General features: G+C 70.7%; 18 protein-coding genes. 9 read left to right on the top strand and 9 right to left on the bottom strand.

Features of this window, described 5'->3' with window-relative positions; translation table 11 throughout:
* The first annotated feature begins 145 nt into the window (after positions 1–145).
* Positions 146–475: a metalloregulator ArsR/SmtB family transcription factor gene (locus CLT71_RS02270; protein WP_101371071.1), complete on the top strand. Its 330-nt coding sequence runs from the start codon at positions 146–148 to the stop codon at positions 473–475.
* A complete protein-coding gene (locus tag CLT71_RS02265) occupies positions 475–1,209 on the top strand; it encodes a cation efflux transmembrane domain-containing protein (protein WP_101371072.1) in 735 nt (244 codons plus the stop codon). The genes CLT71_RS02270 and CLT71_RS02265 overlap by 1 nt, the downstream gene beginning before the upstream one ends.
* 18 nt (positions 1,210–1,227) lie before the next feature.
* Here CLT71_RS02265 and CLT71_RS02260 read toward each other — a convergent pair whose 3' ends face one another.
* Complete coding sequence (locus CLT71_RS02260) at positions 1,228–2,430, bottom strand: FUSC family protein (RefSeq protein ID WP_158242151.1); 1,203 nt, start codon at positions 2,428–2,430, stop codon at positions 1,228–1,230.
* A 324-nt stretch (positions 2,431–2,754) separates the two neighbouring features.
* On the opposite strand from CLT71_RS02260, the gene CLT71_RS02255 reads away from it, so the two are divergent.
* On the top strand, positions 2,755–3,681 hold the full coding sequence (locus tag CLT71_RS02255; RefSeq protein ID WP_101365618.1) for an SDR family NAD(P)-dependent oxidoreductase: 927 nt from the start codon (positions 2,755–2,757) through the stop codon (positions 3,679–3,681).
* Between the two features lie 58 nt (positions 3,682–3,739).
* On the opposite strand, the gene CLT71_RS02250 is transcribed toward CLT71_RS02255, so the two are convergent.
* A complete protein-coding gene (locus CLT71_RS02250; RefSeq protein WP_101365617.1) occupies positions 3,740–4,792 on the bottom strand; it encodes a lytic polysaccharide monooxygenase in 1,053 nt (350 codons plus the stop codon).
* A gap of 265 nt (positions 4,793–5,057) precedes the next feature.
* Here CLT71_RS02250 and CLT71_RS02245 point away from each other — a divergent pair, with 265 nt between their 5' ends.
* From CLT71_RS02245 to CLT71_RS02235, 3 genes are all read left to right on the top strand, one after another.
* Positions 5,058–5,720, top strand: coding sequence for a GntR family transcriptional regulator (locus tag CLT71_RS02245; RefSeq protein WP_101365616.1), 663 nt, complete (start codon positions 5,058–5,060; stop codon positions 5,718–5,720).
* 2 nt (positions 5,721–5,722) lie between these two features.
* Entirely contained in the window at positions 5,723–6,763 is a 1,041-nt protein-coding gene (locus tag CLT71_RS02240) for a 1-aminocyclopropane-1-carboxylate deaminase (RefSeq protein WP_101365615.1), read from the top strand.
* 90 nt (positions 6,764–6,853) lie between these two features.
* Complete coding sequence (locus tag CLT71_RS02235) at positions 6,854–8,233, top strand: serine hydrolase domain-containing protein (protein ID WP_486482997.1); 1,380 nt, start codon at positions 6,854–6,856, stop codon at positions 8,231–8,233.
* 130 nt (positions 8,234–8,363) lie between these two features.
* On the opposite strand, the gene CLT71_RS02230 is transcribed toward CLT71_RS02235, so the two are convergent.
* The gene (locus CLT71_RS02230) at positions 8,364–10,283 is read right to left on the bottom strand and encodes a M14 family metallopeptidase (protein WP_199187481.1); all 1,920 of its coding nucleotides are present in this window, start codon (positions 10,281–10,283) and stop codon (positions 8,364–8,366) included.
* A 266-nt stretch (positions 10,284–10,549) separates the two neighbouring features.
* On the opposite strand from CLT71_RS02230, the gene CLT71_RS37325 reads away from it, so the two are divergent.
* Positions 10,550–10,798, top strand: coding sequence for a hypothetical protein (locus CLT71_RS37325; protein WP_199187480.1), 249 nt, complete (start codon positions 10,550–10,552; stop codon positions 10,796–10,798).
* A 315-nt stretch (positions 10,799–11,113) separates the two neighbouring features.
* On the opposite strand, the gene CLT71_RS02225 is transcribed toward CLT71_RS37325, so the two are convergent.
* Positions 11,114–11,794 (bottom strand): lytic polysaccharide monooxygenase, encoded by a 681-nt coding sequence (locus CLT71_RS02225; RefSeq protein ID WP_199187479.1) that lies wholly within the window; start codon positions 11,792–11,794, stop codon positions 11,114–11,116.
* A 407-nt stretch (positions 11,795–12,201) separates the two neighbouring features.
* Positions 12,202–13,098 carry an AfsR/SARP family transcriptional regulator gene (locus CLT71_RS02220; protein WP_101365614.1) on the bottom strand — a complete coding sequence of 299 codons (897 nt, stop codon included), beginning with the start codon at positions 13,096–13,098 and terminating at the stop codon, positions 12,202–12,204.
* A 153-nt stretch (positions 13,099–13,251) separates the two neighbouring features.
* Between CLT71_RS02220 and CLT71_RS02215 the strand changes: the two genes are divergently transcribed.
* Complete coding sequence (locus CLT71_RS02215; protein ID WP_101365613.1) at positions 13,252–16,152, top strand: tetratricopeptide repeat protein; 2,901 nt, start codon at positions 13,252–13,254, stop codon at positions 16,150–16,152.
* A gap of 60 nt (positions 16,153–16,212) precedes the next feature.
* Here CLT71_RS02215 and CLT71_RS02210 read toward each other — a convergent pair whose 3' ends face one another.
* Positions 16,213–16,629, bottom strand: a complete 417-nt coding sequence (locus CLT71_RS02210) for a hypothetical protein (RefSeq protein ID WP_101365612.1) — start codon at positions 16,627–16,629, stop codon at positions 16,213–16,215.
* A 341-nt stretch (positions 16,630–16,970) separates the two neighbouring features.
* Between CLT71_RS02210 and CLT71_RS02205 the strand changes: the two genes are divergently transcribed.
* Entirely contained in the window at positions 16,971–17,969 is a 999-nt protein-coding gene (locus tag CLT71_RS02205; RefSeq protein WP_486482996.1) for a hypothetical protein, read from the top strand.
* 58 nt (positions 17,970–18,027) lie between these two features.
* Here the strand turns inward: CLT71_RS02205 and CLT71_RS02200 are convergent, their stop codons facing one another.
* The 3 genes from CLT71_RS02200 to CLT71_RS37735 form a co-directional block, all read right to left on the bottom strand.
* Positions 18,028–18,885, bottom strand: coding sequence for an SPFH domain-containing protein (locus CLT71_RS02200; protein ID WP_101365611.1), 858 nt, complete (start codon positions 18,883–18,885; stop codon positions 18,028–18,030).
* Positions 18,886–19,059: 174 nt separating this feature from the next.
* Entirely contained in the window at positions 19,060–19,320 is a 261-nt protein-coding gene (locus CLT71_RS02195) for a hypothetical protein (protein WP_101365610.1), read from the bottom strand.
* The gene (locus CLT71_RS37735) at positions 19,317–19,571 is read right to left on the bottom strand and encodes a DivIVA domain-containing protein (protein WP_486482995.1); all 255 of its coding nucleotides are present in this window, start codon (positions 19,569–19,571) and stop codon (positions 19,317–19,319) included. Before CLT71_RS37735 ends, CLT71_RS02195 begins: the two co-directional genes overlap by 4 nt.
* Between the last annotated feature and the right edge of the window lie 606 nt (positions 19,572–20,177).

Below are 20,177 nucleotides of genomic sequence, written 5' to 3'. Positions count from 1 at the left end.
TTTGCCGGTCAGCAACCTTGCGGTGCCGCAGAGGCGACATGGCGCCAAGTGGACACCGGGCCACCACAGCGGGTATCTGCGATGTTCACCCAGCGGGATGATCGGACAGGCTTAGACAGTACAGCATCTGATGTACTATCGGCCCATGCAGACGTCGGCCCACGGAGCGGCGCTGGCGCGCTTCGGTCACGCACTGTCGGATCCGACCCGGGCACGACTCCTGCTGGCCCTGCGCGACGGCCCGGGTTACCCGGCCGAACTGGCCGAGCTGCTCGGCACCACCCGGCAGAACCTGTCGAACCACCTCGGCTGCCTGCGCGGCTGCGGCCTGGTGGTCGCCGTACCGCAGGGGCGCCGGACCCGCTACGAACTGGCCGACGCCCGGCTGGCACACGCCCTGGCTGACCTGCTCGGCCTGGTCCTGGCGGTGGACCCGGCCGCCTGCCCGGACGCCGCGACCAGGGGTTGCTGCTGATGGCCGCGCCGCTGCGGCTGCAACCGGCCGGCCCGGCACCGGCCCGCCGCGCCCTGCTCACCCGACGGATCCGGCTGCTGGTCGCGGCGACGATCACCTACAACGTCGTCGAGGCCGTGGTGGCGATCACCGCCGGCACGCTCGCCTCCTCGACCGCCCTGATCGGATTCGGTCTGGACTCGGTGATCGAGGTTTCCTCGGCAGCGGCCGTGGCCTGGCAGTTCGCCGGCCGGGACCCGCAGTCCCGGGAGAGGGTCGCGTTGCGCGTCATCGCGCTCTCCTTCTTCGCCCTCGCCGGCTACGTCACGGTCGAGTCGGTACGCGCCCTCGTCGGCGGCGCCGAGGCCGCACACTCCACCGTCGGGCTGGTACTTGCCGCGCTGTCCCTGGCCGTCATGCCACTGCTCTCCCACGCACAGCGGCGCACCGGCCGGGAACTCGGTTCCCGTTCGGCGGTCGCCGACTCCAAGCAGACCCTGCTCTGCACCTACCTCTCGGCGGTGCTGCTGGTGGGACTCGGCCTGAACAGCCTGTTCGGCTGGTCCTGGGCCGACCCGGTCGCCGCGCTCGTCATCGCCGCCGTCGCGGTTAGGGAGGGGCGCGACGCCTGGCGCGGCGACACCTGCTGCGCCGTACCGCTGGAGGCGCCGTCCGACACCGACCGGTCCGTCGCCGCCGTCAGCACCGGCGACGGGTGCGGCTGCCAGTCCGGCTGCTCCGGTCGCCCGGACTGATCCCCCGGGACGATCCGGTCAGCCGGTGCCACCGCCACCGGCGGGCCTGTCGACATCGGTCGGGCCCGTCGCACCATCGGTCGGGTCCGTCGTACCACCGGTCCGGTCCTCGAAGCTGTCTCCCGGCCTGCCTCCGGCCCGGCGTATCTCCCGTTCCGCCTGGTCATGCGGCAGCCCGGTGGTGCCGAGCAGGTCGGTGCCGATCGCGCGGACCTGCGCGACCAGCACGCTGCCGGAGAAGCCGAGACCCTGCCGGTAGGCGACGCTCGCCTGCTCCACGGCGTGGCACACCAGGCCAGACGCCTTCGGCAGCGAACCACGGCGAAGATCCCGTTGCACCACCCGGGCCGCCTCCGCCAGCCCGCAGAGCGAGGCCACGAGTTCGGCCGGCGCCGGTTCGTCGTCGCGCAGCAGGGTCACCGCCCGCCGGGTGAGCACCCGGGCGTTGCGTACGGCCCGTTCGAGGTATTCCGCGGCACTCACGTACCGCTGCAACGCGGCCCTGGATCGCCAGCGCAGCGGTGCGATGGTGGCGGCCTCCCGCCCCTCGGGCAGTACGTCGTAGAACTCGTCGAGCTTCTCCTCACCCCGGGTCAGCGCGGCCAGCGCCTCCTGCACGCGGTCCTGGTCGCGCTCGGCGAGACCACGCGCGGTCATCGTCAGGCTGTCCACGAGTACGTCGAGAGCCGGCCGGGCCACCCGCGACACCACGGTCACCGGGTTCACCGGCAGCAGCAGGGCCATCACCGCCAGCGCCACGGCGCCACCGATCAGCGCGTCGATCAGACGGGCGAAGTAGATGCCCTCGGTCGGCGGGCGCAACGTGGCCACCAGTACCGACGAGGTGGCCGCCTGGGAGACCACGCCTGCCGATCCCCCGGCCAGGATCGTCACCGCCATGGCCAGGGCGGCCCCCACGCCGATCTGCCACGAGCCGGTACCGATCAGGTAGATGAGCCCGTCACCGACGGCGATCCCGGCGATCACGCCGAGCACCAGTTCCACCGCCCGGCGCAGGCGCTGGCCGGACGAGATTCCGAGGGTGACCATGGCGGCGATCGGCGCGAAGACCGGCTGCGGGTTGCCGACCAGTTCGGCGGCGAGGAACCAGGCCAGGGCGGCCGCCAAGGCGCTCTGCACCACGACCACCTCGACCGCCCGCAGTTGGCGCCACCGTTCGACGAACGCGCCGCGAATCTTCGTGATCCGCCGGGTGCGCATCACCGCCGCCCGGGCGGTCTGCCGGCCACCACAGTGCCACGATAGGGACGGGGTACGGCGGCAGCGGGCGGATCTGGCATATCGGACCGGGTGCCCGGCGACAGTCGGTTCGTACCTTTTCCGGCTCGACGTCGAGGTTCCTCCCGGCCTGCCCATGCTGCGCGCACCGGACCGGCGGCGGCACCTGCGCCGGAGCACTGCGCAGCGGCGCCCGCCACGCATCACCGCCAAGCATCGCCGACCGGCGCTTGAAGTGGCGCCGGGCGGGAATGCCAGGCCGGTAGTCGGACGATCATGGGGAGCGACCCAACCGAGAGACGGATCATGGCACGGATCGTCACACCGTACGGGCGGCACTCCACCGCCGAGGAGGTCGTCGCCGGAATCGACCTGTCCGGACGCCGGGCCATCGTCACCGGAGGTGTCTCCGGGATCGGCCTGGAGACGGCGCGAGCGTTGGCCGGTGCGGGCGCGCAGGTGACGGTGACCGCCCGGGACGACGACGTCAACCAGGCCGCCGCCGACATCGCGGCGTCGACCGGAAACACCGACGTGCGGGTGGCCCGCCTCGAACTGACGAACGTCTCGTCCATCAGAGCCTTCGTGGACGACTGGGAAGGCCCGGTGCACATCCTGGTCAACAACGCCGGCGTGATGGCCCTGCCCGAACTGCGCCGAACCTCGCAGGGCTGGGAGGAACAGTTCGCCGTCAACCACCTCGGCCACTACCTGCTCGCCATGGGACTGCGCGACGCGCTGGCCCGGGCCGAGGGCGCCCGCATCGTCTCGGTCAGTTCGAGTGCCCACCACCTCTCCCCGGTGGTCTTCCAGGACGTCCACTACCTCTCCCGCCCGTACCACCCGCAGCAGGCGTACGGGCAGGCCAAGACCGCCGTGGCGCTCTTCGCCGTGGCTGCCGCCAGTCGCTGGGCCAGGCTGGGCATAACCGCCAACGCCCTCAACCCGGGCGCCATCGCCACCGGACTACAGCGGTACATCGGCGGCGACCTGGGCGTTCCCATCGACCTGCAGAAGAACCCGCAGCAGGGGGCGGCCACCTCGGTACTGCTGGCCACCTCGCCACTGCTTGCCGGCGTCACCGGCCGCTACTTCAACGACTGCGCGGAGGCCACCCCGGTCACCGTCGCCCCCACCGACCAGGCGGAACTCGCCTCGTCAGTCGCCGACTACGCGATCGATCCGGAGAAGGCCGACCAGCTGTGGCGGATGTGCGACCGGATGGTCTGTTGACCCGGGACAGCCCGACGGGGATGGCGCCGACCGGCGCCATCCCCGTCGTGGTTTGCCGTTACCTGGCCGTACAGGTCAGGGTCGGTGCGGTGTTCGTGCCGTTCCAGGAAGCGTTGAACCCGAAACTGGTGCTGCCGTTGGCGCTCAACGAGCCGTTGTAACTCGCGTTCGTGGCCGTCACCGACGACCCGGACGAGCTTATCGACGCGTTCCACGAACTGGTGATGCTCTGGTTGTTGGGCCAGGTCCAGCCCACCGTCCATCCCGAGATCGCGGCGTTGCCGGCCCGAACGGTGACCTGGGCACCGAAGCCGCCCGACCACTCGTTCGTCTTCGCGTACGTCGCGGTGCAACCGCCGTTGCCGGCCGGCGGGGTGGTGGGCGGAGTGGTCGGCGGGTCCGTCGCAGGCGGGGTGGTCGGCGGCGGGTTCGTCGGGTCGCCGCCACCGCCGAAGATCACGTCACTGCACAGGTAGTACGGCTGGTCGAGGTGGCTCGCCTGCCAGATGGTGTAGACGACGTGCCGACCGGTGCGGTTACCGGCGTTCACCTGGGCCTCGTACAGCCCGGTGGTCGGGTAGCTGCCGGTACGCAGCACCAGATCCAGGCTGCCCCAGGTGAGCGGCTGGGTGGTCGGGTCGAAGCCCTGCTTGGTGATGTAGATCAGCATGTAGTCGGCACCGTGCCGGGCGCCGTCGGTGAGCGTCAGCGTGAAGTTGTTAGGCATCGGCTTCGCGACCCAGGCACCGACCGCGTCGAGCGAGGCGTACAGCCCGCCCTGGGTACGGCCGCCGCTACAGAGCTGTCCGTCCGGTACGGCGGCCTGGTGGTTGCCGCCGACGTTCTCCCGGTACAGGCCGTTCCAGTTCCACATCGTGTTCGGGTTGGCCTGCCAGGCCTGGGCGCACATCGGGTCGGTCTGCGCCATGTTGGGGTTGAGGTGGTCGTCGCCCCAGCGCTCCCAGCACCCGTAGTTCCGGGAGGGCGGGTTGGTGACCGATCCGTGCGCCGAGGCCGGGCCGGCCTGGTTGACCACGACCATCGTGAGCCCGGTGACGAGGACGGCGACCGCACCGAATATCACGCGGCGGGCACTTCGTGCAGCTTTCATCTGTGCTCCAACATTCCGCCGACGCCTGTGTCGCTCGACGGGATGCCCTGGCCCACGAGGAAACACGCGCCGACACCAACATCGATGATCTCGAAAAGCGCAGGCAAGACGGCTGCCCGCCTGCGATGGCTCGGTGGCTCCCGCAGTGATCGTACTAGAGACATGCAAATATGTGAATCTCATTCCGGGAGTTTCCCGGCCACCGGCGAACTCGGGCGGCCGCCGGTGGCTTGTCGGATCACCGGAGGTGTGTGCAATATATTGCATGCCCGTCCCCCGAAACGCTCCCGCGATCGACCGGCGCCTGCTGCGCGACGACGTCTACCACCGGCTCCGGGAGGTCATCGTCGACGGCAGCCTGGCACCTGGCGAGCAGCTACGCGACGTGGAACTGGCGGCCTGGCTCGGGGTCAGCCGCACCCCGGTTCGAGAGGCGTTGCTGCGCCTGGCGGAAGCGGGACTGGTCGTGGCCCGGCCGGGACGCTCCACCACCGTCAGCTCGCTGGACCTGCGCGACGTGCGGGATGCCCGCGACGTGGTGGCGGCAATGCACGAACTGGCCGTACGCGATGCGGTGGGCAGCCTGACCGAGGACGATCTGGCGGCGATGCGCGAGGCGAACCGGCGGTTCGGTGCCGCGATCGAGCGGGGCGACGTCGAGGCCGCGCTGCGGGCCGACGACGACCTGCACGCCGTTCCGGTGAAGGTCACCGCGAACCGGGCGCTGACCGCCGTCCTCGAGCAGTTCACCCCGGTGCTGCGGCGAGCCGAACGGCTGCGCTTCTCCTCGCTGGCCGGCCGGGACTCGCTCACCCGGCACGACGAGCTGATCCGGCTCTGCGCCGCCGGAGACGCGGATCGGGCCGCGGCCGTCGCCTTCGACACCTGGCGCACCCTGTCGACCACCGAATCGACCACCGAGGAGTGACGATGGCCCTCTCCGACTTTCCGCGCCACCGGCTGACCTTCGGGCCGAGCCCGGTCCACCCGCTGCCCCGACTCACCGCTCACCTCGGCGGCGCGTCGATCTGGGCCAAGCGCGAGGACTGCAACGCGGGGCTCGCCTACGGCGGCAACAAGACCCGCAAGCTGGAGTACATCATCCCGGACGCGCTGGCACAGGGCGCCGACACGCTGGTTTCGATCGGCGGTTACCAGTCCAACCACACCCGCCAGGTCGCCGCCGTTGCCGCCTCGCTGGGCCTGAAGGCCGTACTGGTGCAGGAGAACTGGGTCGACTGGCCCGACTGCGTGAGCGACCGCGTCGGCAACATCATGCTGAGCCGGATCATGGGTGCCGAGGTCCGGCTCGACCCGGCCGGCTTCGGCATCGGGTTCAAGGACTCGTGGAAACGCGCGATCGAGGACGTGCGGGAACGGGGCGGTAGGCCGTACCCGATCCCGGCCGGTGCCTCGGACCACCGGCTCGGCGGTCTCGGGTTCGCGAACTGGGCATACGAGGTGGAGCAGCAGGAGCGCGAACTCGGCGTCTTCTTCGACACCATCGTGGTCTGCGCGGTGACCGGCTCGACCCAGGCGGGCATGATCGCCGGGTTCGCCGCCGCTGAGCAGGCCGGGGCCCGGCCACGTCGGGTGATCGGGATCGACGCGAGCGCGAAGCTCGACGAGACACGTGCCCAGGTCGCCCGGATCGCGCGGGCCACGGCGGAGTTGATCGGTGTGGGCCGGCCGCTGCGCGACGACGAGATCAGCGTCCTGCCCGGCTGGGCCGGCGACCGCTACGGGATCCCGGTGGAGTCCACAATGGAAGCGATCCTGCTCACCGGCCAGCTCGAAGGCATGATCATCGACCCGGTCTACGAGGGCAAGTCGATGGCCGGCCTCATCGACCTCGTCACCAGCGGCGAGATCCCCGAGCAGTCCACCGTGCTCTACGCGCACCTGGGCGGCCAGCCGGCCCTGAACGCCTACAGCGGCCTGTTCACCCAGACCCGCCCGACAACCCGCTGAGCGCGGCCGGTCCCGCCGGACGTGCCGACCGGCGATGCCGTACGGCGGGTCCGTGGCGCGTTCCGACTCCGGGCTGTCATGATCGCCTCCATGGGCCTCACCCGCCGTACCCTGGTCAATGCCGGTCTCGCCGCCGCCACCGCCGCGCTCGCCGGCTGTGACCGCCCCGACGGCGCGGCGCCGGACGCGACGTCGAGCAGCGCCGGCCACCGGACGCGCACGACCGGAAGCGGAAGCGCCGCCAGCGGCGCACCGACGGGTACGCCGACCCCCGGCGACGCCCTCGGCCCGGCGAGCGAGCCGGAACCGGTACCCGGCAACCGCCTCGGCTACGCGGCGGAGGTGACCACCCTGCTCAAGCGGCACCTACCCGCCACCGCCGACACCTTCCAGCACAGCGGCTTCCCCGGCGCGGTCGCCACCATCCTGGTCAGAGGGGTCGCCACCGTGCACACCGCAGTCGGCGAGGCACTGCGCTACGGCGCCGGGCCGAAACTCCTGCCGGCCGGTCAGCGGGTCCCGATGCGCCCCGACTCGATCTTCGACCTCGCCTCGGTCACCAAGGTCTACACAGCGATCCTGCTGCTCCAGCAGGTCGAGCGGGGCCGGGTCGACCTCGACGCCCCGGTCCGCGGCTACCTGCCGGACTTCAGCGGTACCGGCAAGGATCGGGTCACCGTCGAGATGCTGCTCACGCACACGAGTGGCCTTCCGGTCGGTGCCAAGGTCACCGGCCTGCCCGACAACACCGCGCGCTGGAACGCCGTGCTCAGCACCCCGCTGCTGGCCGGCGCGACCCCGGGCGACACGTTCCGCTACTCAAGCGTCGGGCTGATGGTCGCCGGCAAGATCGTGGAGAAGGTCACCGGCCAGCGCCTCGACCAGGCCCTGAAGACGAACCTGACCGGGCCGCTCGGCCTGCGCGACACCGGCTTCAACCCCAACACCTGGCTCTCCGCCACCGCCCGGGCGACCCGGCTGGTCGCCACCGACGCCCGCTCCTCCCGAGGACTGCTTCGCGGCATCGTGCACGACGACGTCGCCAACCACCTCGGCGGGATCGCCGGGCACGCCGGCATCTTCGCCTCCGGCAGCGACCTCGCCGTGATCGGCCAACTCCTGCTCGACGGCGGCACCTACCGGGGCACCCGGATCCTGTCCGCCGAGACCGTGGCGCGGATGCTCACCGACCACAACGCCGGCAAGCCGGCCGTCGACCCCGACCGGCCGCACCGCACCGCCGCGCACGGCCTCGGCGTCGTACTCGACCAGCCCTGGTTCATGGGTCGGCTCTCCTCCCCCGGCACCTTCGGCCACACCGGGTTCGCCGGCCCCTCGCTGCTCGTCGATCCTGCCCGCAGTCTCGTGCTCGCGCTGCTCACCAACCGGGCGCATCCCAACTGGAGCTGGGCCGACCCCGATCCGGTACGCGCCGCCGTGGCGGACCTGCTCGCCCGCTCCGTCAGGTGATCGACGGCTCCACCACGAGCCGGTACTCCCCCGGCGCCCGGAACCGCCGCCCGTCCGCCTGCCCCGACGCGGCGGCGGCCGCGGTACCCGGAGGTGCCACGGCCGCCACACGGTCGGGTCGGAGCCGTCCTCACCGCCGGGGTGGGATGGCGACTCCCTTGCGGTGGTTCTTGCCCCTGCCGTCGGGGCGGTAGTTGCCCTCGACGTTGCCGGCCGCGTCCACCGAGAACCAGTTGATCCTGGTGCCGTACCGCACCGTCAGGATCTCGCCGCCCTCCCGGATGCCGGCCGAGCCGTAGAGCGTGGACGAGTACGTCGGCTTGCTGCCGTCGAGGGTGTAGAAGACCGCCGCCGGCTCGTTCACCTCGAACCTGACGTCCACCATCCCGGGCGTGGCGCTGCGGGTGACCGACAGGGAGCTCTCCGGCCGCCTGCGGTCGGTGTCGAAGTCCCGGGCCACCCGCATCAGCTCGACGAGACCGTTGGCGAACTCCATCGTCTCGTCGTGCGCCTCGGCCCACTCCGGCTGGAACGAGGTGCCGACCTCGAAGTTCCAGGCGTAGATGCCGTACCTGTACCAGAGCATGTCACCGGAGTTGCCGGCGGCCGAGTAGAGCACGTCGGAGATCGGGCCGGTACGCGCCGGGGTGACCGCCATGTTCCGGTGCCGCTTGATCGAGGTCAGGATCCGCGACGAGGCGCCCCAGAAGAACGACTCCTCGCCGAGGGTCGGCCGGGGTGCCGAGATCCGGCCCGGCGTGGCGTACGCGCCCGGCGACCACATGAAGTAGTTGCCGGAGGAGTGCAGGTTCATCGAGAACTTGATGTTCGGTCGGGAGGCGAGCCAGTCGAGGTTCCGGTTCTCCGGCTCGGACAGCTCGCCCGGTCCCGCGTACGTGCCGCTGGTGCAGCTCGACGAGGCACCCGAGTAGCCGTCGAAGAGGCTGTACTCGGTGTAGTTCCGGTTGTTGTCCACGCCCCAGGAGTTGCGGCCGAGGGCGTCCGCCGCCCCGGTCTGCGGGCAGTGGTTCGTCATGTTCTTGCGCTGGGAGTTGAAGTCGTAGAACGAGTAGTGCCCGCCGTCGGGGTTGATCGACGGGGCGATCCAGATGTCGAGGTTGTCGAGCAGGTCCCTGGTCTTGCGATCGTGGCCGTAGTTGCGCAGCAGCCGTTCGGCGGTCTCGATCGTGACCAGTGGCGGCACCCACTCCCGGGCGTGCTCCTGGGCGTACGCGAGGACTCCCAGTTTCCTGGTGCTGCGGTCCTTGCCGATCCGGATCGCGTACACCGGATGCGGGTCGCGCGAGACGCTGGCCGGCGCGTTCAGGCCGTCGGTAAGCGGCGTCGGCGCGGCCGGCGCGACCACGCCGCCGCCGGTGTCGCCGCGATAGGTGTAGGCGACGAGGAGCGATCCGGCGGTGGCGTTCAACGCCGCGACGACCTCGGCGGCGGTGCTGGTCACCGCGCCTGCGGAGTCGGTGGCGAGACTGACCCGCACGGCACTGCCGGTCACCGCCACCGCGAGCGCCCGGTCGGCGGCGCCGGGGTCGGTGAACTCGACTGTGATGTCGTTGCCACCCTGGTGCCCCCACGCCCTGGAGTCCACCGCGACCCGGCTCGCGTTCGCGGTGCCGAGCACCGCCTGCGCCTTGCGCCGGTAGCCGTTCGTCTTGTACGGCAGCTCGACGATCTCGGCCAGCCTCGGGTACTGCTCGGCGAGCTGGTGGATCCGGTCGTAGAGTTCGGTCGGCGTCAGGTAGCTGGCGACGAAGTCCTTCTGGTAGCCGGGGCCTTCCGGGTTGTCCTTCGGGATGGGCAGCCAGTGGTTCACCTTGGCCACCGCCACGTCCCCGCTCGGGCTGGTGATCTGGACGTAGTTCGGCCGGGCCGTCACAGTGGCGGCGCCACGGTGGTAGAGGTACACCCCGGCGTCCACGAAGCGGGAGATGGTCTGGGTGCCGCCGGAGCCCATCGGCGTGCCGGGGCCGCTGTCCCGGGTGACGGTGAGGGCGTCGGTGGCGGTCTGCCCCTGCGCCCACTTCGCCTCCACCGACAGCACCTGGTCGGTGCCGGAGGTGTAGTAGTCGGCCCGGATGATTTTGACGTCGGCCGGCGCCTGGGTGCTCCGGCGGGACTGGTCGCCTCGTTCTCCGCCGTGTGGGCGGCGATCGTCGCGTCGCGCTCGGCGATGCGGCGGGCCGAGTCGGCCGGGGTGAAGAGCACGTCGCCGATCCGGTAGCCGCTGGCCCGCAACGTGACGACCTCGTTCGGAGTGACGACGGCGTGTGCCACGATGCCGTTCGCGGTGCGACTCACGTGGTGGTCGAGGTCGACGCCGGTGGCGACCAGCCGGTCCAACTCGGCGCTGTCGGCGAGCAGGACCTCCACGACGCTCGTCGCCTCGCCCGCGAGCCGGCCGAGGTCGAGGTGCGGGTTGGCGTCGGAACCGGACGGGGTCGGGGTGGGTGCGCCGGCCGTGGCCGGGCTGACCAGGAGCAGGCCGGCGAGGGCAGCCGACGCGGCGACGACGGCTCGGCGTCGCCAACCGGGGCCAGGATGATCTGACATGGCGTTGCAACCCTTTCTGCGCAGTTCACCCCTGGTGGGATCGGCCGCCAGGGACGTGACGGACCGCTTGATGACACGCAGGATGCAACAGCCGCCTGGACTTGCGGCGATCGTTGCCTACTGCCCGGGCTGGAAAATCTCGAAGATAATCTTGAATCCGTCGTGATCGTCTTGTCAATCACCGACCACAGATGGGCGACTACGCTCCGTAGGCTCGTTCTGCCCCAGTCGCCGGGCAATGGTACGAAAAAAGCCGACCCGGCCCAGGACGATGTCCTGGGCCGGGTCAGATCCGACCGTCGGTCTTGCCGATCAGGAGATGTTGATGTCGCTGCACCACATGTAGGCCTGGTCGAGGTGCGAGGCCTGCCAGATGACGAAGAGGATGTGGTGCCCCGTGCGCCCCGAGGTCGAGACGTTGAACGAGATGTTCTGGGCAGGCGCGTACCGGCCCGTGGTGTGGATCAGGTCGAGGTTGCCCCAACCGAGGCGCTGGGTGGTCGGGTTGAACCCCTGCTTGGTGACGTAGACCCGGAAGTAGTCGGCACCGTGGCTCGCCTGGTCGTACAGCTGGACGGTGAAGCTGCGGCCGACGTTGGTGGTCTTCCAGGCTCCGGGCTGGTTCAGGCTGTCGTTCCTGGACAGACCGTTGCTGCAGAGCTGGCCGTCCGGGGTACGGCCCTGGAAGTTGCCGCCCAGGCCGTCCCGCAGCGCGCTCATCCAGTTCCACATGGTGTCCGGGTTGGACTGGAACGCCTGGTAACACATCGGGTCCTGCTGCTGCATGGCCGGGTTGGTGTGGTTGTTCCCCCAGGCCTGCCAGCACTTGTAGGCGCGAGTCGCCGGGTTGACGATCGTGCCGTGAGCTTGGGCCGTGCCGGTCCAGACGAGCGAGCTGGCCACCATGGCGAGCACCAGGACGAGCGCTCGGAGGGACTGGTGAGCCGCCGACCGGGGTTGCCGGTCGGACTGGTCGTGGTGGTGTGAACGCACTGTACATCCTCCTTCTTCGGCGCTCAAGATCCGTCTGGGAGCGCTTCCAACGAGTATTACAGCTACGCAATGAAATATCAACGATCGTCTATTAGTGTCCGCCGTGCGTCCAGTTCGCCGGAGTCGCCGCAACTACACTCTAGTTTGTTGGGTTGCGACGGTCTGGGCGATCCGGCCAGCCGCACGCGTACGGCAAAACCGCAGGTGACGGGCGTCGAGCGTCGTCATCTGGCCACACCGACCCTGGCACACCACGCCATTGATCACCACTTGGCGGGCCTGCGACCGCATCCTCCGAGACGCCGCCGGACCGGTCGGACGAGCCTCGTCCACTACCCACGGTCACCTAGACAGCCGGGCATCCACCCCGCGTCACGCCACTGTGGTGCCGCGCGGCGACGACGCACTCAGTCCTGGCGCGCTGCCCTCGGCAGTGAGGTACCGGCGGCCGCCTCCCGGCGCCGGGCGCTCCGGACCGGCGGGTGCAGCGGATGCGGCGGGCGCCGGTGCGGCGGCTGCTCCGACGGATGGCGGGTGGCGCCCCGGGGCGGCTCGGCAGGCAGTCTGCGCTGGAGGATCGCCCGGTGCAGGGTGACCAGCTCGTCGCCCGGCTCCATCCCGTACCGGGTGATCAGCGCGACCCGGGCGCTCCGGTACGCGGCGAGCGCCCCCGCCAGGTCACCGCCCCGGTAACACGCCACCATGAGCTGCCCCCAGGCGCGCTCCCGGTGCGGATGGTCACCGAGGAACTCGTGCAGCAGCACCCGAGCCGCCTCGTACTGCCCACTCCTGTTCAGCACCTGCGCGTACCCCTCGGTGGCGGTGAACCGCTCCGCCTCCAGTACGGCGGCACGGGCGGCCAGCGGCCCACCCTGCCGTACGTCCTGCAGGGGCGCTCCCCGCCAGTATCCGACGGCGCGGCGCAGGTGCAGGCCCGCCTCCGCCAGGTCACCGAGCCGGGCCGCGCACCGCCCCTGTGCCAGCGCGGCCTGGAAGCCGGTCACGTCGAGGGTGATGCTGACCCCCGGCGACGGCACGATCCGCCAGCCGGAGTCGTCACGTACCAGGTCGGCGCGGCCGGCCAGCCACGCCCGCAGCCCGGACAGATAGGTGCGCAGGTTGGCCGACGCCGATCGTGGCGCCGCCGCCCCCCACAGTTCGGCCGCCAACCTGGTACGCGACACGGCGCCGCCGTCGAGCAGCATCAGGGCGAGGGTGCGGCGCCGGTTGCCGACCGGCGCGGCAACCGGTTCCCCGTCCTGACGGATGTCGAACGGCCCCAACAGTCCGACCGCGAGTTCCATCGCGACCGCTCCCTCCCCCGTTGCCGCAGAGCACCGTCCGTCCAGGATGCAACCCGAGGTGTGGAAGAAGCGTGGAAGTTACGTGCAGGGAGCCCCGATAACATCAACAGGTTCCACTGCCGAGCCGAGAAGTCGTCGAAGTGCGAGGTCGGGATGCTGTTGGTTTCGGTGCTGGGACCGCTGCGGGTACTGCGCGACGGCGTCCCGGTCCGGCTCGGGCCGCGACAGGTCGAGGTGCTGTCGATCCTGTTGCTCAACCTGGGTACGTCGGTACCGGCCAACCGGATGGTGAACCTGCTCTGGGGCGACGCCGTACCGCCCGGTGCACCGGCGACGCTGCGCAGCCACGTCTCGCACCTGCGCCGGGCGCTTGGACCGGACTCCCCCGGCACCCCCGGCCCGACAGGCACCACCGTCATCAGTGCCGCCGACGACCCTTCCGGCCGGGGGTACCGGCTGGAACTGGCTCCGGAGCGGATCGACGCACACCGGTTCGAGCAGACGTACGCGCAGGCTCGCCAACTCCTGTCGGCGAACGACACCGAGGCGACGACCCGGGCGGTGGGGGTACTGCACGACGCCCTGGGACTCTGGCGTGGTCCGGCCTTCGCCGACGTGGCCGACCGGCCGTACGCGCTGAACGAGGTCGCCCGGCTCAACGCACTGCACCGCTCGGCCCGGCTCGCCCACGCCGAGGCGCTCGCCTCGCTCGGCCGGTACGCCGAGGTGGTCGTCGAACTGTCCGGTGTGGTGCCCGAGGAGCCGTACGACGAGGGGCTACGCCGGCTGCTCGCCGTCGCCCTCTATGCCGAGCAGCGGGTGGACGAGGCCGCCCAACTCTGCCGGACCGGCCTGCTCCTGCTACGGGAACGGGGCATCGACGCTCCCAACCTCCAGGAGTTGCAGCGGCGGATCCTGCGGCGTGACGTGCCGCTGCACCGACCGCAGGAGCAGCCACACCGCCCGGACGAGCAACCGCACCGACCCGACGGCCCAGCACACCAGCCTGCGGGGGTCTCCCCCGGGTCGGTCGCGCCGCATCTGCTGCCGCCGGATCCGGCACGCTTCGTCGGCCGGGAGGCGGAACTCGACGAGATCCGGCGCCGGCTGCACAACCTGGCCGACCGGGCCGAGATCATCGTCGTCACCGGGCCGCCGGGGGTGGGCAAGTCCAGCCTGGCGATCCGGGCCGGGCACGCGGTGGCGGACCGGTTTCCGGACGGCCAGTTGTACGTCAACCTGCGCGGCTTCGACCAGACCGGCTCGGCACTCGGCCCCGGCGAGGCGATCCGGGGTTTCCTCGACGCGCTCGGCGTACCCCAACAGCAGTTTCCGGTCACCGAGGCGGCCCAGGCCGGTCTCTACCGGGCGAGGCTGGCCAACCGGCGGACGCTCGTGGTGCTGGACAACGCCCGGGACGCCGATCAGGTACGCCCGCTGCTTGTCGGGTCGCCGGGCTGCGCCGTACTCGTGACCAGCCGCAACCAGCTCGCCGACCTGGTTGCCGCCGAGGGAGCGCATCCGATCGGCCTGGATCTGCTCTCCGAGCCGGAGGCCCGGCAGTTGTTGGCCCGGCGTCTCGGTGAGCGGCGGGTGGCCGCCGAACCCGTGGCGGTGGCGGAGATCGTCAACCGGTGCAGCCGGCTGCCGCTGGCGCTGGCGATCGTGGCCGCCCGGGCAGCCGGCAACCCGCGCTTCCCGCTCGAATCCTTGGCGGACGAGTTGCGCCACGCCGACCAGGGCCTGGACGGGTTCCGGGCCGCCAGTCCGGCAACCAACATCCGTACCGTCTTCTCCTGGTCCTACCACGCCCTGAGCGCGCCGGCGGCCCGGCTGTTCCGGCTGCTCGCCCTGACCCCCGGCCCCAGCATCACCGTGCCGGCCGCGGCCAGTCTCGCCGCCGAGCCGGCCGACCGGCTCCGGCCGGTCCTTGCCGAGCTGGCCGCCGCGCACCTGGTCGCCGAGGTGGTACCGGGCCGGTACGCCTGGCACGACCTGCTCCGGGCGTACGCCGTCGAGCTGGCCGGCGACGACCCGGCGGAGGAACGGCAGGCCGCCGAACGCCGACTGCTCGAGCACTACCTGCACACCGCCCGCGCCGCTGACCAGTTGATCTGGCCGCAGCGGGACCCGATCCCGATCGGGTCACCCGTCGCCGGGGTGGTCCCCGAACGGCTCGCCGACCAGCAGTCGGCGCTGGCCTGGTTCGCCGCCGAGCACGCGGTACTCCTGGACGTGGTGGCCCGAGCGGCCGACACCGGTTCCGACGCTCCCGCCTGGCAACTCACCTGGAGCCTGGTGAACTTCTTCGACCATCGTGGACACTGGGACGACTGGCTGGCGACCGTCGGCCGGGTGATGCCAGCGCTCGACCGTCTCGGTGACCGCTCCGCCCAGGCACACGCGCACCGGATCCTCGGTGGCGCGTACGTGCGATTGCGGCGCCACGACGACGCACGGGCGGCGTACCTGCGGGCCCTGGACCTCTTCGGCGAACTCGGTGACACAGTCGGCGAGGCGTTCACGCATCGCAGCCTGGGGTGGCTGGCCGAACGGCAGGGCGACCCGGAGGGCGCGCTGCGCAGCGATCTGCGGGCGCTGCGGCTGTTCCGGCAGGTGGGCCATCTGGACGGCCAGGCGAGCGCGCTCAACTCGGTCGGTTGGTGCCAGGCGTTGCTGGGCCGGCACCGGGAGGCGATCGAGCACTGCGAACAGGCGCTGGTGCTGCACCGGAAGAACGGCAACCGGGGCGGGGAGGCCAGTGCGCTGGACAGCCTCGGCTACGCCCACCACCTCCTCGGCGACCACGGAACGGCGGTCGGCTATCTGCGGCAGGCGGTCGAGCTGTGCCGGGAACTCGGCCAGTGGACGCAGGAGGCAGAATCCCTGCACCGCCTCGGCGACGCGCAGTACGCCGCCGGAGCCGTACCCGAGGCCCACCTGGCGTGGCGCGCGGCGCTGGTGATTCTCGACCGGCTCGGCCGCCCGGAGGCCGACGCGGTCCGGGACAAGCTCGACCGCGACCCCCGGACCGGTCCGCTCACCGGTCCCTGAACCCCGCCGTCATCCGCGTCCGGCGCACGGATCTCGCCCGCCGAGGGTGCACCTCGACGGCTACCGGTCGACCGGGTACGCCCTCCCGTCGGCACCGACCCCGATCCGGCCCTGCGGCCCGACTCCGCCGCAATTCCCGGCAGAATCGGGCAGCTTCGGATCGACCGTCACCGTCTCGTCGACGATCGAACTGCCTGCCCGGTCGGTCAGGCGCACGGTCACCTCGACCGGACTGGCAGGCATGCCGGCGATGTCGACGAAGCCCGTTCCCTCATCCGTAGGCTCCGCACGTGCGGCACAGACGTCGTCTGGCCCGGACCCGCTACAGCTCTCGTCGACGACCCGGGAACCCGGCCGCAGGGCGAGCGGCCGTGTCTGGCAGGAGCCGCTCCAGCACACCGTCAACTCCCCGGCCTCCACCCGCGTCGCGATCGCCGCGTCGACGGTGACGCCGACCCCCTCCGGGGTGTGGATCAACAGGCATTCCTTCGCTCCGTCAGCGGAGCAACCCGCAACGACCATGAGCATCAACGTCGAGACCAACAATGATCTGCCGCTCGGCACAGCCACCCCCGTCGGTTCGGCACCATGGAAACGACGACACCGTCGACGCCTCGGTATCGTCCCAGGCGGGTCCGTCACCGACAACGTCGCATCGGTGTTACCTGCCCCCGATCCGCGCGCTACCGAGTGATCGCGCTACCGAGTCATCTCGTCGCGCGACGCCGCCGAATGCACAGGCGAGGGAGTCCAGCGATCACAGCGATCGGCGGCGATCGGAGGTGGCGGGCGGACGGGGCAACCTCCATGATCGGTCCATGGACGCGGAGAACTGGCGGGTGCTGGGGCGGGCATTGCCCGGCCCGATCGGGCTCGCGGTGTGGATCGCGGTGACCGTGCCGGCCCCGTTGTTGTTCTTCGACGCCTCCCACCGGTGGGAAGAGGACCAGCCGGTGTCGACGGCACTGTGGTGGACCGTGGCAGCCCTGCCGGTGCTCGCAGCCACGATGGCGGCACGCTGGACCAGGCAGACCGGTCGACGCCACAGCGGTCCTGCCCTTCTGACAGCGGTCGCGGTGGCCACGCTGCTCGGCACCTTGTTCCTGGCAGCGTCGATGGCCTTCTACCGGTGGGTCATCCCACTGACCGGCGCGGCTGACTGGTGGAATGTGACGCTCGGCGGAATCGCGCTCGCGGCCGGCGGCGCGGCGGTCGGCTATCTGATCGGGCTGCGTGGCGAGCCGCACAGCGAGCGGCCCGACCGACACGGCTACCTCGTCGGCGCAGTCGTCACCGTGCTCGGCATACTGCTCGCGCCGGTGACTGTCCAGTTCGGTGCCGAGAACAGCACCACGTCGGTCGACCCGACGACCTACGGCGGGGTGGGGCCATACCTCGGCCCGACCGGTGACTCGGGGACCGTGCCGTTGCCGCAGGCGGGCCGGTACGCCATCTTCGCGGTGGGGTTCGCGCCGCAGGATCCCGACTGTCGGGTCACCGGCTCCGGGCTGACCGGTCGTTCGGCGGAACTGGTCCCGATTCCACCCGGCAGCTACGGCGGGGACGCCGCCTCGTACGCCTGGGTCGCCTCGCTTGAGGTCCCCGCACCCGGCAGCTACTCACTGACCTGCCATTCCTCCGACGAGCAGGCGTCATACACGGTCGGGGAAGTTCCGCAGATCCGTGGCGCGGTGGGCGCCTTGATCCACTGGCCGTCGGCCGCGATCTGGCTACTCGGTGCCGTCCCCGGTCTGTTGATCCTCGTGGCGACCGTCAGGCGACGCGCCGGACGGCAGGAGCCGGCCGCGCCGAACTGACAGTACGAAGTGGACAGACCGGGGTCGCGCACGTCGAAAGGTAGGGAACCGATTCAGCTCACTTCGCGCCGGTCACGATTCCCGGATTGATGCAGAGGCCCGGGTTACTGCCGTTCTTCTCCGCGATCTCCAGGCACCGGGTGATCTTGTCCACCTCGGCGTTCTTTTCGGTGATGGCCTTCTGCTTCTCCGCGTTGATCAGGTCTTGGTCCAGGTTCCGCCCCTGGGCCAGCTTGTCCTGGAAGACCTTGATGTTGGCTTCGGTCTTCTCGTCGTGGTTGACCCGGATAATCGTGACGGACAGGATGTCGATGTCCTCGCCCAGACGGCTCTGCGCCGACGTCTGCACCTTCTCCGCGAAGGGCCTCAGATCGACGTTGAGGTTGCCGGTCTTCGCGTCGATATTGGCCAACGGGTTGTAGGTGGCGAAGGCGTCGTTCACCGCACCGTCGAGCTGGACACCGACGCGCTGACCCCGGAACGCCTCGAAGTCCCCCTTGTAGTCCATGAACTGCCGGGCGGCGTTCTCCGGCCGTACCTGCCACTCGACCAGCAGTTCGACCCCGGCGTTGGCCAGCGTCCCGGTCCGTACGGGGACGGCGTAGTCAGCACCGACGTGGTCGTACTTCTGCCGGCTCGCGTCCCACTCACCGACCTTTTCCCACGGCGCGACCCAGTTCAGGCCACTGCCGGTTACCTCGCCGGTCGGCTTGTTGAATGAGGTGACGATGCCCACGTTGCGGACCGGTACGGAGTTCGCCGCCGCACCGATGGTGAGCGCGATCCCGAGTAGCGTCGCCCCTGCGGCGCCCCCCAGGACGCGGCCTTTCATACCGGCCGGTGCGAACAAGCTGTAAATGGCGGCGAGGACCGCGCCGGCGAGAACAACAAGAGCGCAGACAAACAGCGCTGGCATTACCGCGACTCCTCTACTGGCCCCGAGCCGAGGCCAAGGTGATCATGCTCCTTGGTGGCAGCATAACGAGAACGGGCAAGCCTGATTCGTACGGAACAGCAGCGCTGGGTCATCGTGCTCCACCGGGAGGCGTGGTCGAGGTAGCGGTTTGCCCGGGCGACCAGACCGCCACCATCATCCGGCGGCTCCCGCATCAGCCGAGGACGCCTCACCATCATCCGGCCGAGCTGGTCGGGGCAGGTCGGCGAGCCGGCCGGCCAGGACCAGCCGCTCGTAGGCCCACCGCCACTCGTCGCACCGGCTCCGCCCACAGCGCACGCAGACTCCCAGGTCGGGATCGTTGGCGTGGATGCGCATCGTGTCCCGGAAGTGCGCCGCCATCTCGTCGGAGACCTCGACGGCCGCGGACGGCCGGTCAACCGGTCGATCCGTCATCGCCGACCACCCCGCCACCGGCCGTCGGCCGGCCGGGCGTTACGGGTCTGCCAGCTCCGCAGCGCCGCCTTCACCCGATCCGCGTCGGCACGAGCCACCCGCACATCCCGCCGCAGCAACTCCACCTCGTCAGCCAACCGAGCCAGGAACCGGTACACCTCCTCCGGCTCCAACCCCCGTCGCCACCTGCTCCGCCCGAACCGGACCGACCGGATGTCCGTCGAGGTCAGCCTCGGATACACCGCGCTCACCGCCGACCACCACCAGCCTGATCGGGTACGCACACCAGCGCCCCAACCGCAACACCACCCCACCCCGCCCTCCGGGCGGCTCCCGCAGACCAAGACACCTGTGCCCTCCCGAACGTCGTCCGAGCCTGTCGACTGGATCGGCACCGAGGCAGGCGGGGTCGGCATTCCGCCACGCCGACATGGCGGAAACCGTTGGCCACAGCACCCGCCCCGGGCCACAGCTGGATCCTGTGCCGCAGATGGGTCTGCGAGAATGACGCGCCGTTGGTGCGATATATACGCAAAGCTCATTGGTTCGATAGCCTCGTCGGTATCTGTCCGACGCCAACCGGCAACCCTCGTGGGGGTCCTGACATGTCCAGCAAAGCCCCGCCAGCCTGCCGCCGGTGTGGCGCGCGGCTGGCGAAAGACAATCGCACGAGAGTCTGTCGGCGATGCGGCCGCGAGGCCAGCAGTTACCTGTTCGCGCCGCCACCATTGCCGTCCGGGTTCTGGCGGACCAGGGAGCTACGCGATGCTTTTGCCGAGCGCCACGTCGGCCACGTCATCAGGGCGTACCGGCATCATCCTCACCACGGACCACGACCGCTTCCCCAGGACCTCGTA

The organism is Plantactinospora sp. CNZ320 (genome assembly GCF_002846275.1).
Note: the sequence above shows the minus strand (reverse complement) of the source record. Positions and strands in the feature narration are given on the sequence as shown.

What these genes read in the sequence shown, in the direction of transcription:
- CLT71_RS02270 (WP_101371071.1), top strand. Translation starts at nt 146, where the DNA reads ATGCAGACGTCGGCCCACGGAGCGGCGCTGGCGCGCTTCGGTCACGCA.
- CLT71_RS02265 (WP_101371072.1), top strand. Translation starts at nt 475, where the DNA reads ATGGCCGCGCCGCTGCGGCTGCAACCGGCCGGCCCGGCACCGGCCCGC.
- CLT71_RS02260 (WP_158242151.1), bottom strand. Translation starts at nt 2,430, where the DNA reads ATGCGCACCCGGCGGATCACGAAGATTCGCGGCGCGTTCGTCGAACGG.
- CLT71_RS02255 (WP_101365618.1), top strand. Translation starts at nt 2,755, where the DNA reads ATGGCACGGATCGTCACACCGTACGGGCGGCACTCCACCGCCGAGGAG.
- CLT71_RS02250 (WP_101365617.1), bottom strand. Translation starts at nt 4,792, where the DNA reads ATGAAAGCTGCACGAAGTGCCCGCCGCGTGATATTCGGTGCGGTCGCC.
- CLT71_RS02245 (WP_101365616.1), top strand. Translation starts at nt 5,058, where the DNA reads ATGCCCGTCCCCCGAAACGCTCCCGCGATCGACCGGCGCCTGCTGCGC.
- CLT71_RS02240 (WP_101365615.1), top strand. Translation starts at nt 5,723, where the DNA reads ATGGCCCTCTCCGACTTTCCGCGCCACCGGCTGACCTTCGGGCCGAGC.
- CLT71_RS02235 (WP_486482997.1), top strand. Translation starts at nt 6,854, where the DNA reads ATGGGCCTCACCCGCCGTACCCTGGTCAATGCCGGTCTCGCCGCCGCC.
- CLT71_RS02220 (WP_101365614.1), bottom strand. Translation starts at nt 13,098, where the DNA reads ATGGAACTCGCGGTCGGACTGTTGGGGCCGTTCGACATCCGTCAGGAC.
- CLT71_RS02215 (WP_101365613.1), top strand. Translation starts at nt 13,252, where the DNA reads ATGCTGTTGGTTTCGGTGCTGGGACCGCTGCGGGTACTGCGCGACGGC.
- CLT71_RS02205 (WP_486482996.1), top strand. Translation starts at nt 16,971, where the DNA reads ATGGACGCGGAGAACTGGCGGGTGCTGGGGCGGGCATTGCCCGGCCCG.
- CLT71_RS02200 (WP_101365611.1), bottom strand. Translation starts at nt 18,885, where the DNA reads ATGCCAGCGCTGTTTGTCTGCGCTCTTGTTGTTCTCGCCGGCGCGGTC.
- CLT71_RS02195 (WP_101365610.1), bottom strand. Translation starts at nt 19,320, where the DNA reads ATGACGGATCGACCGGTTGACCGGCCGTCCGCGGCCGTCGAGGTCTCC.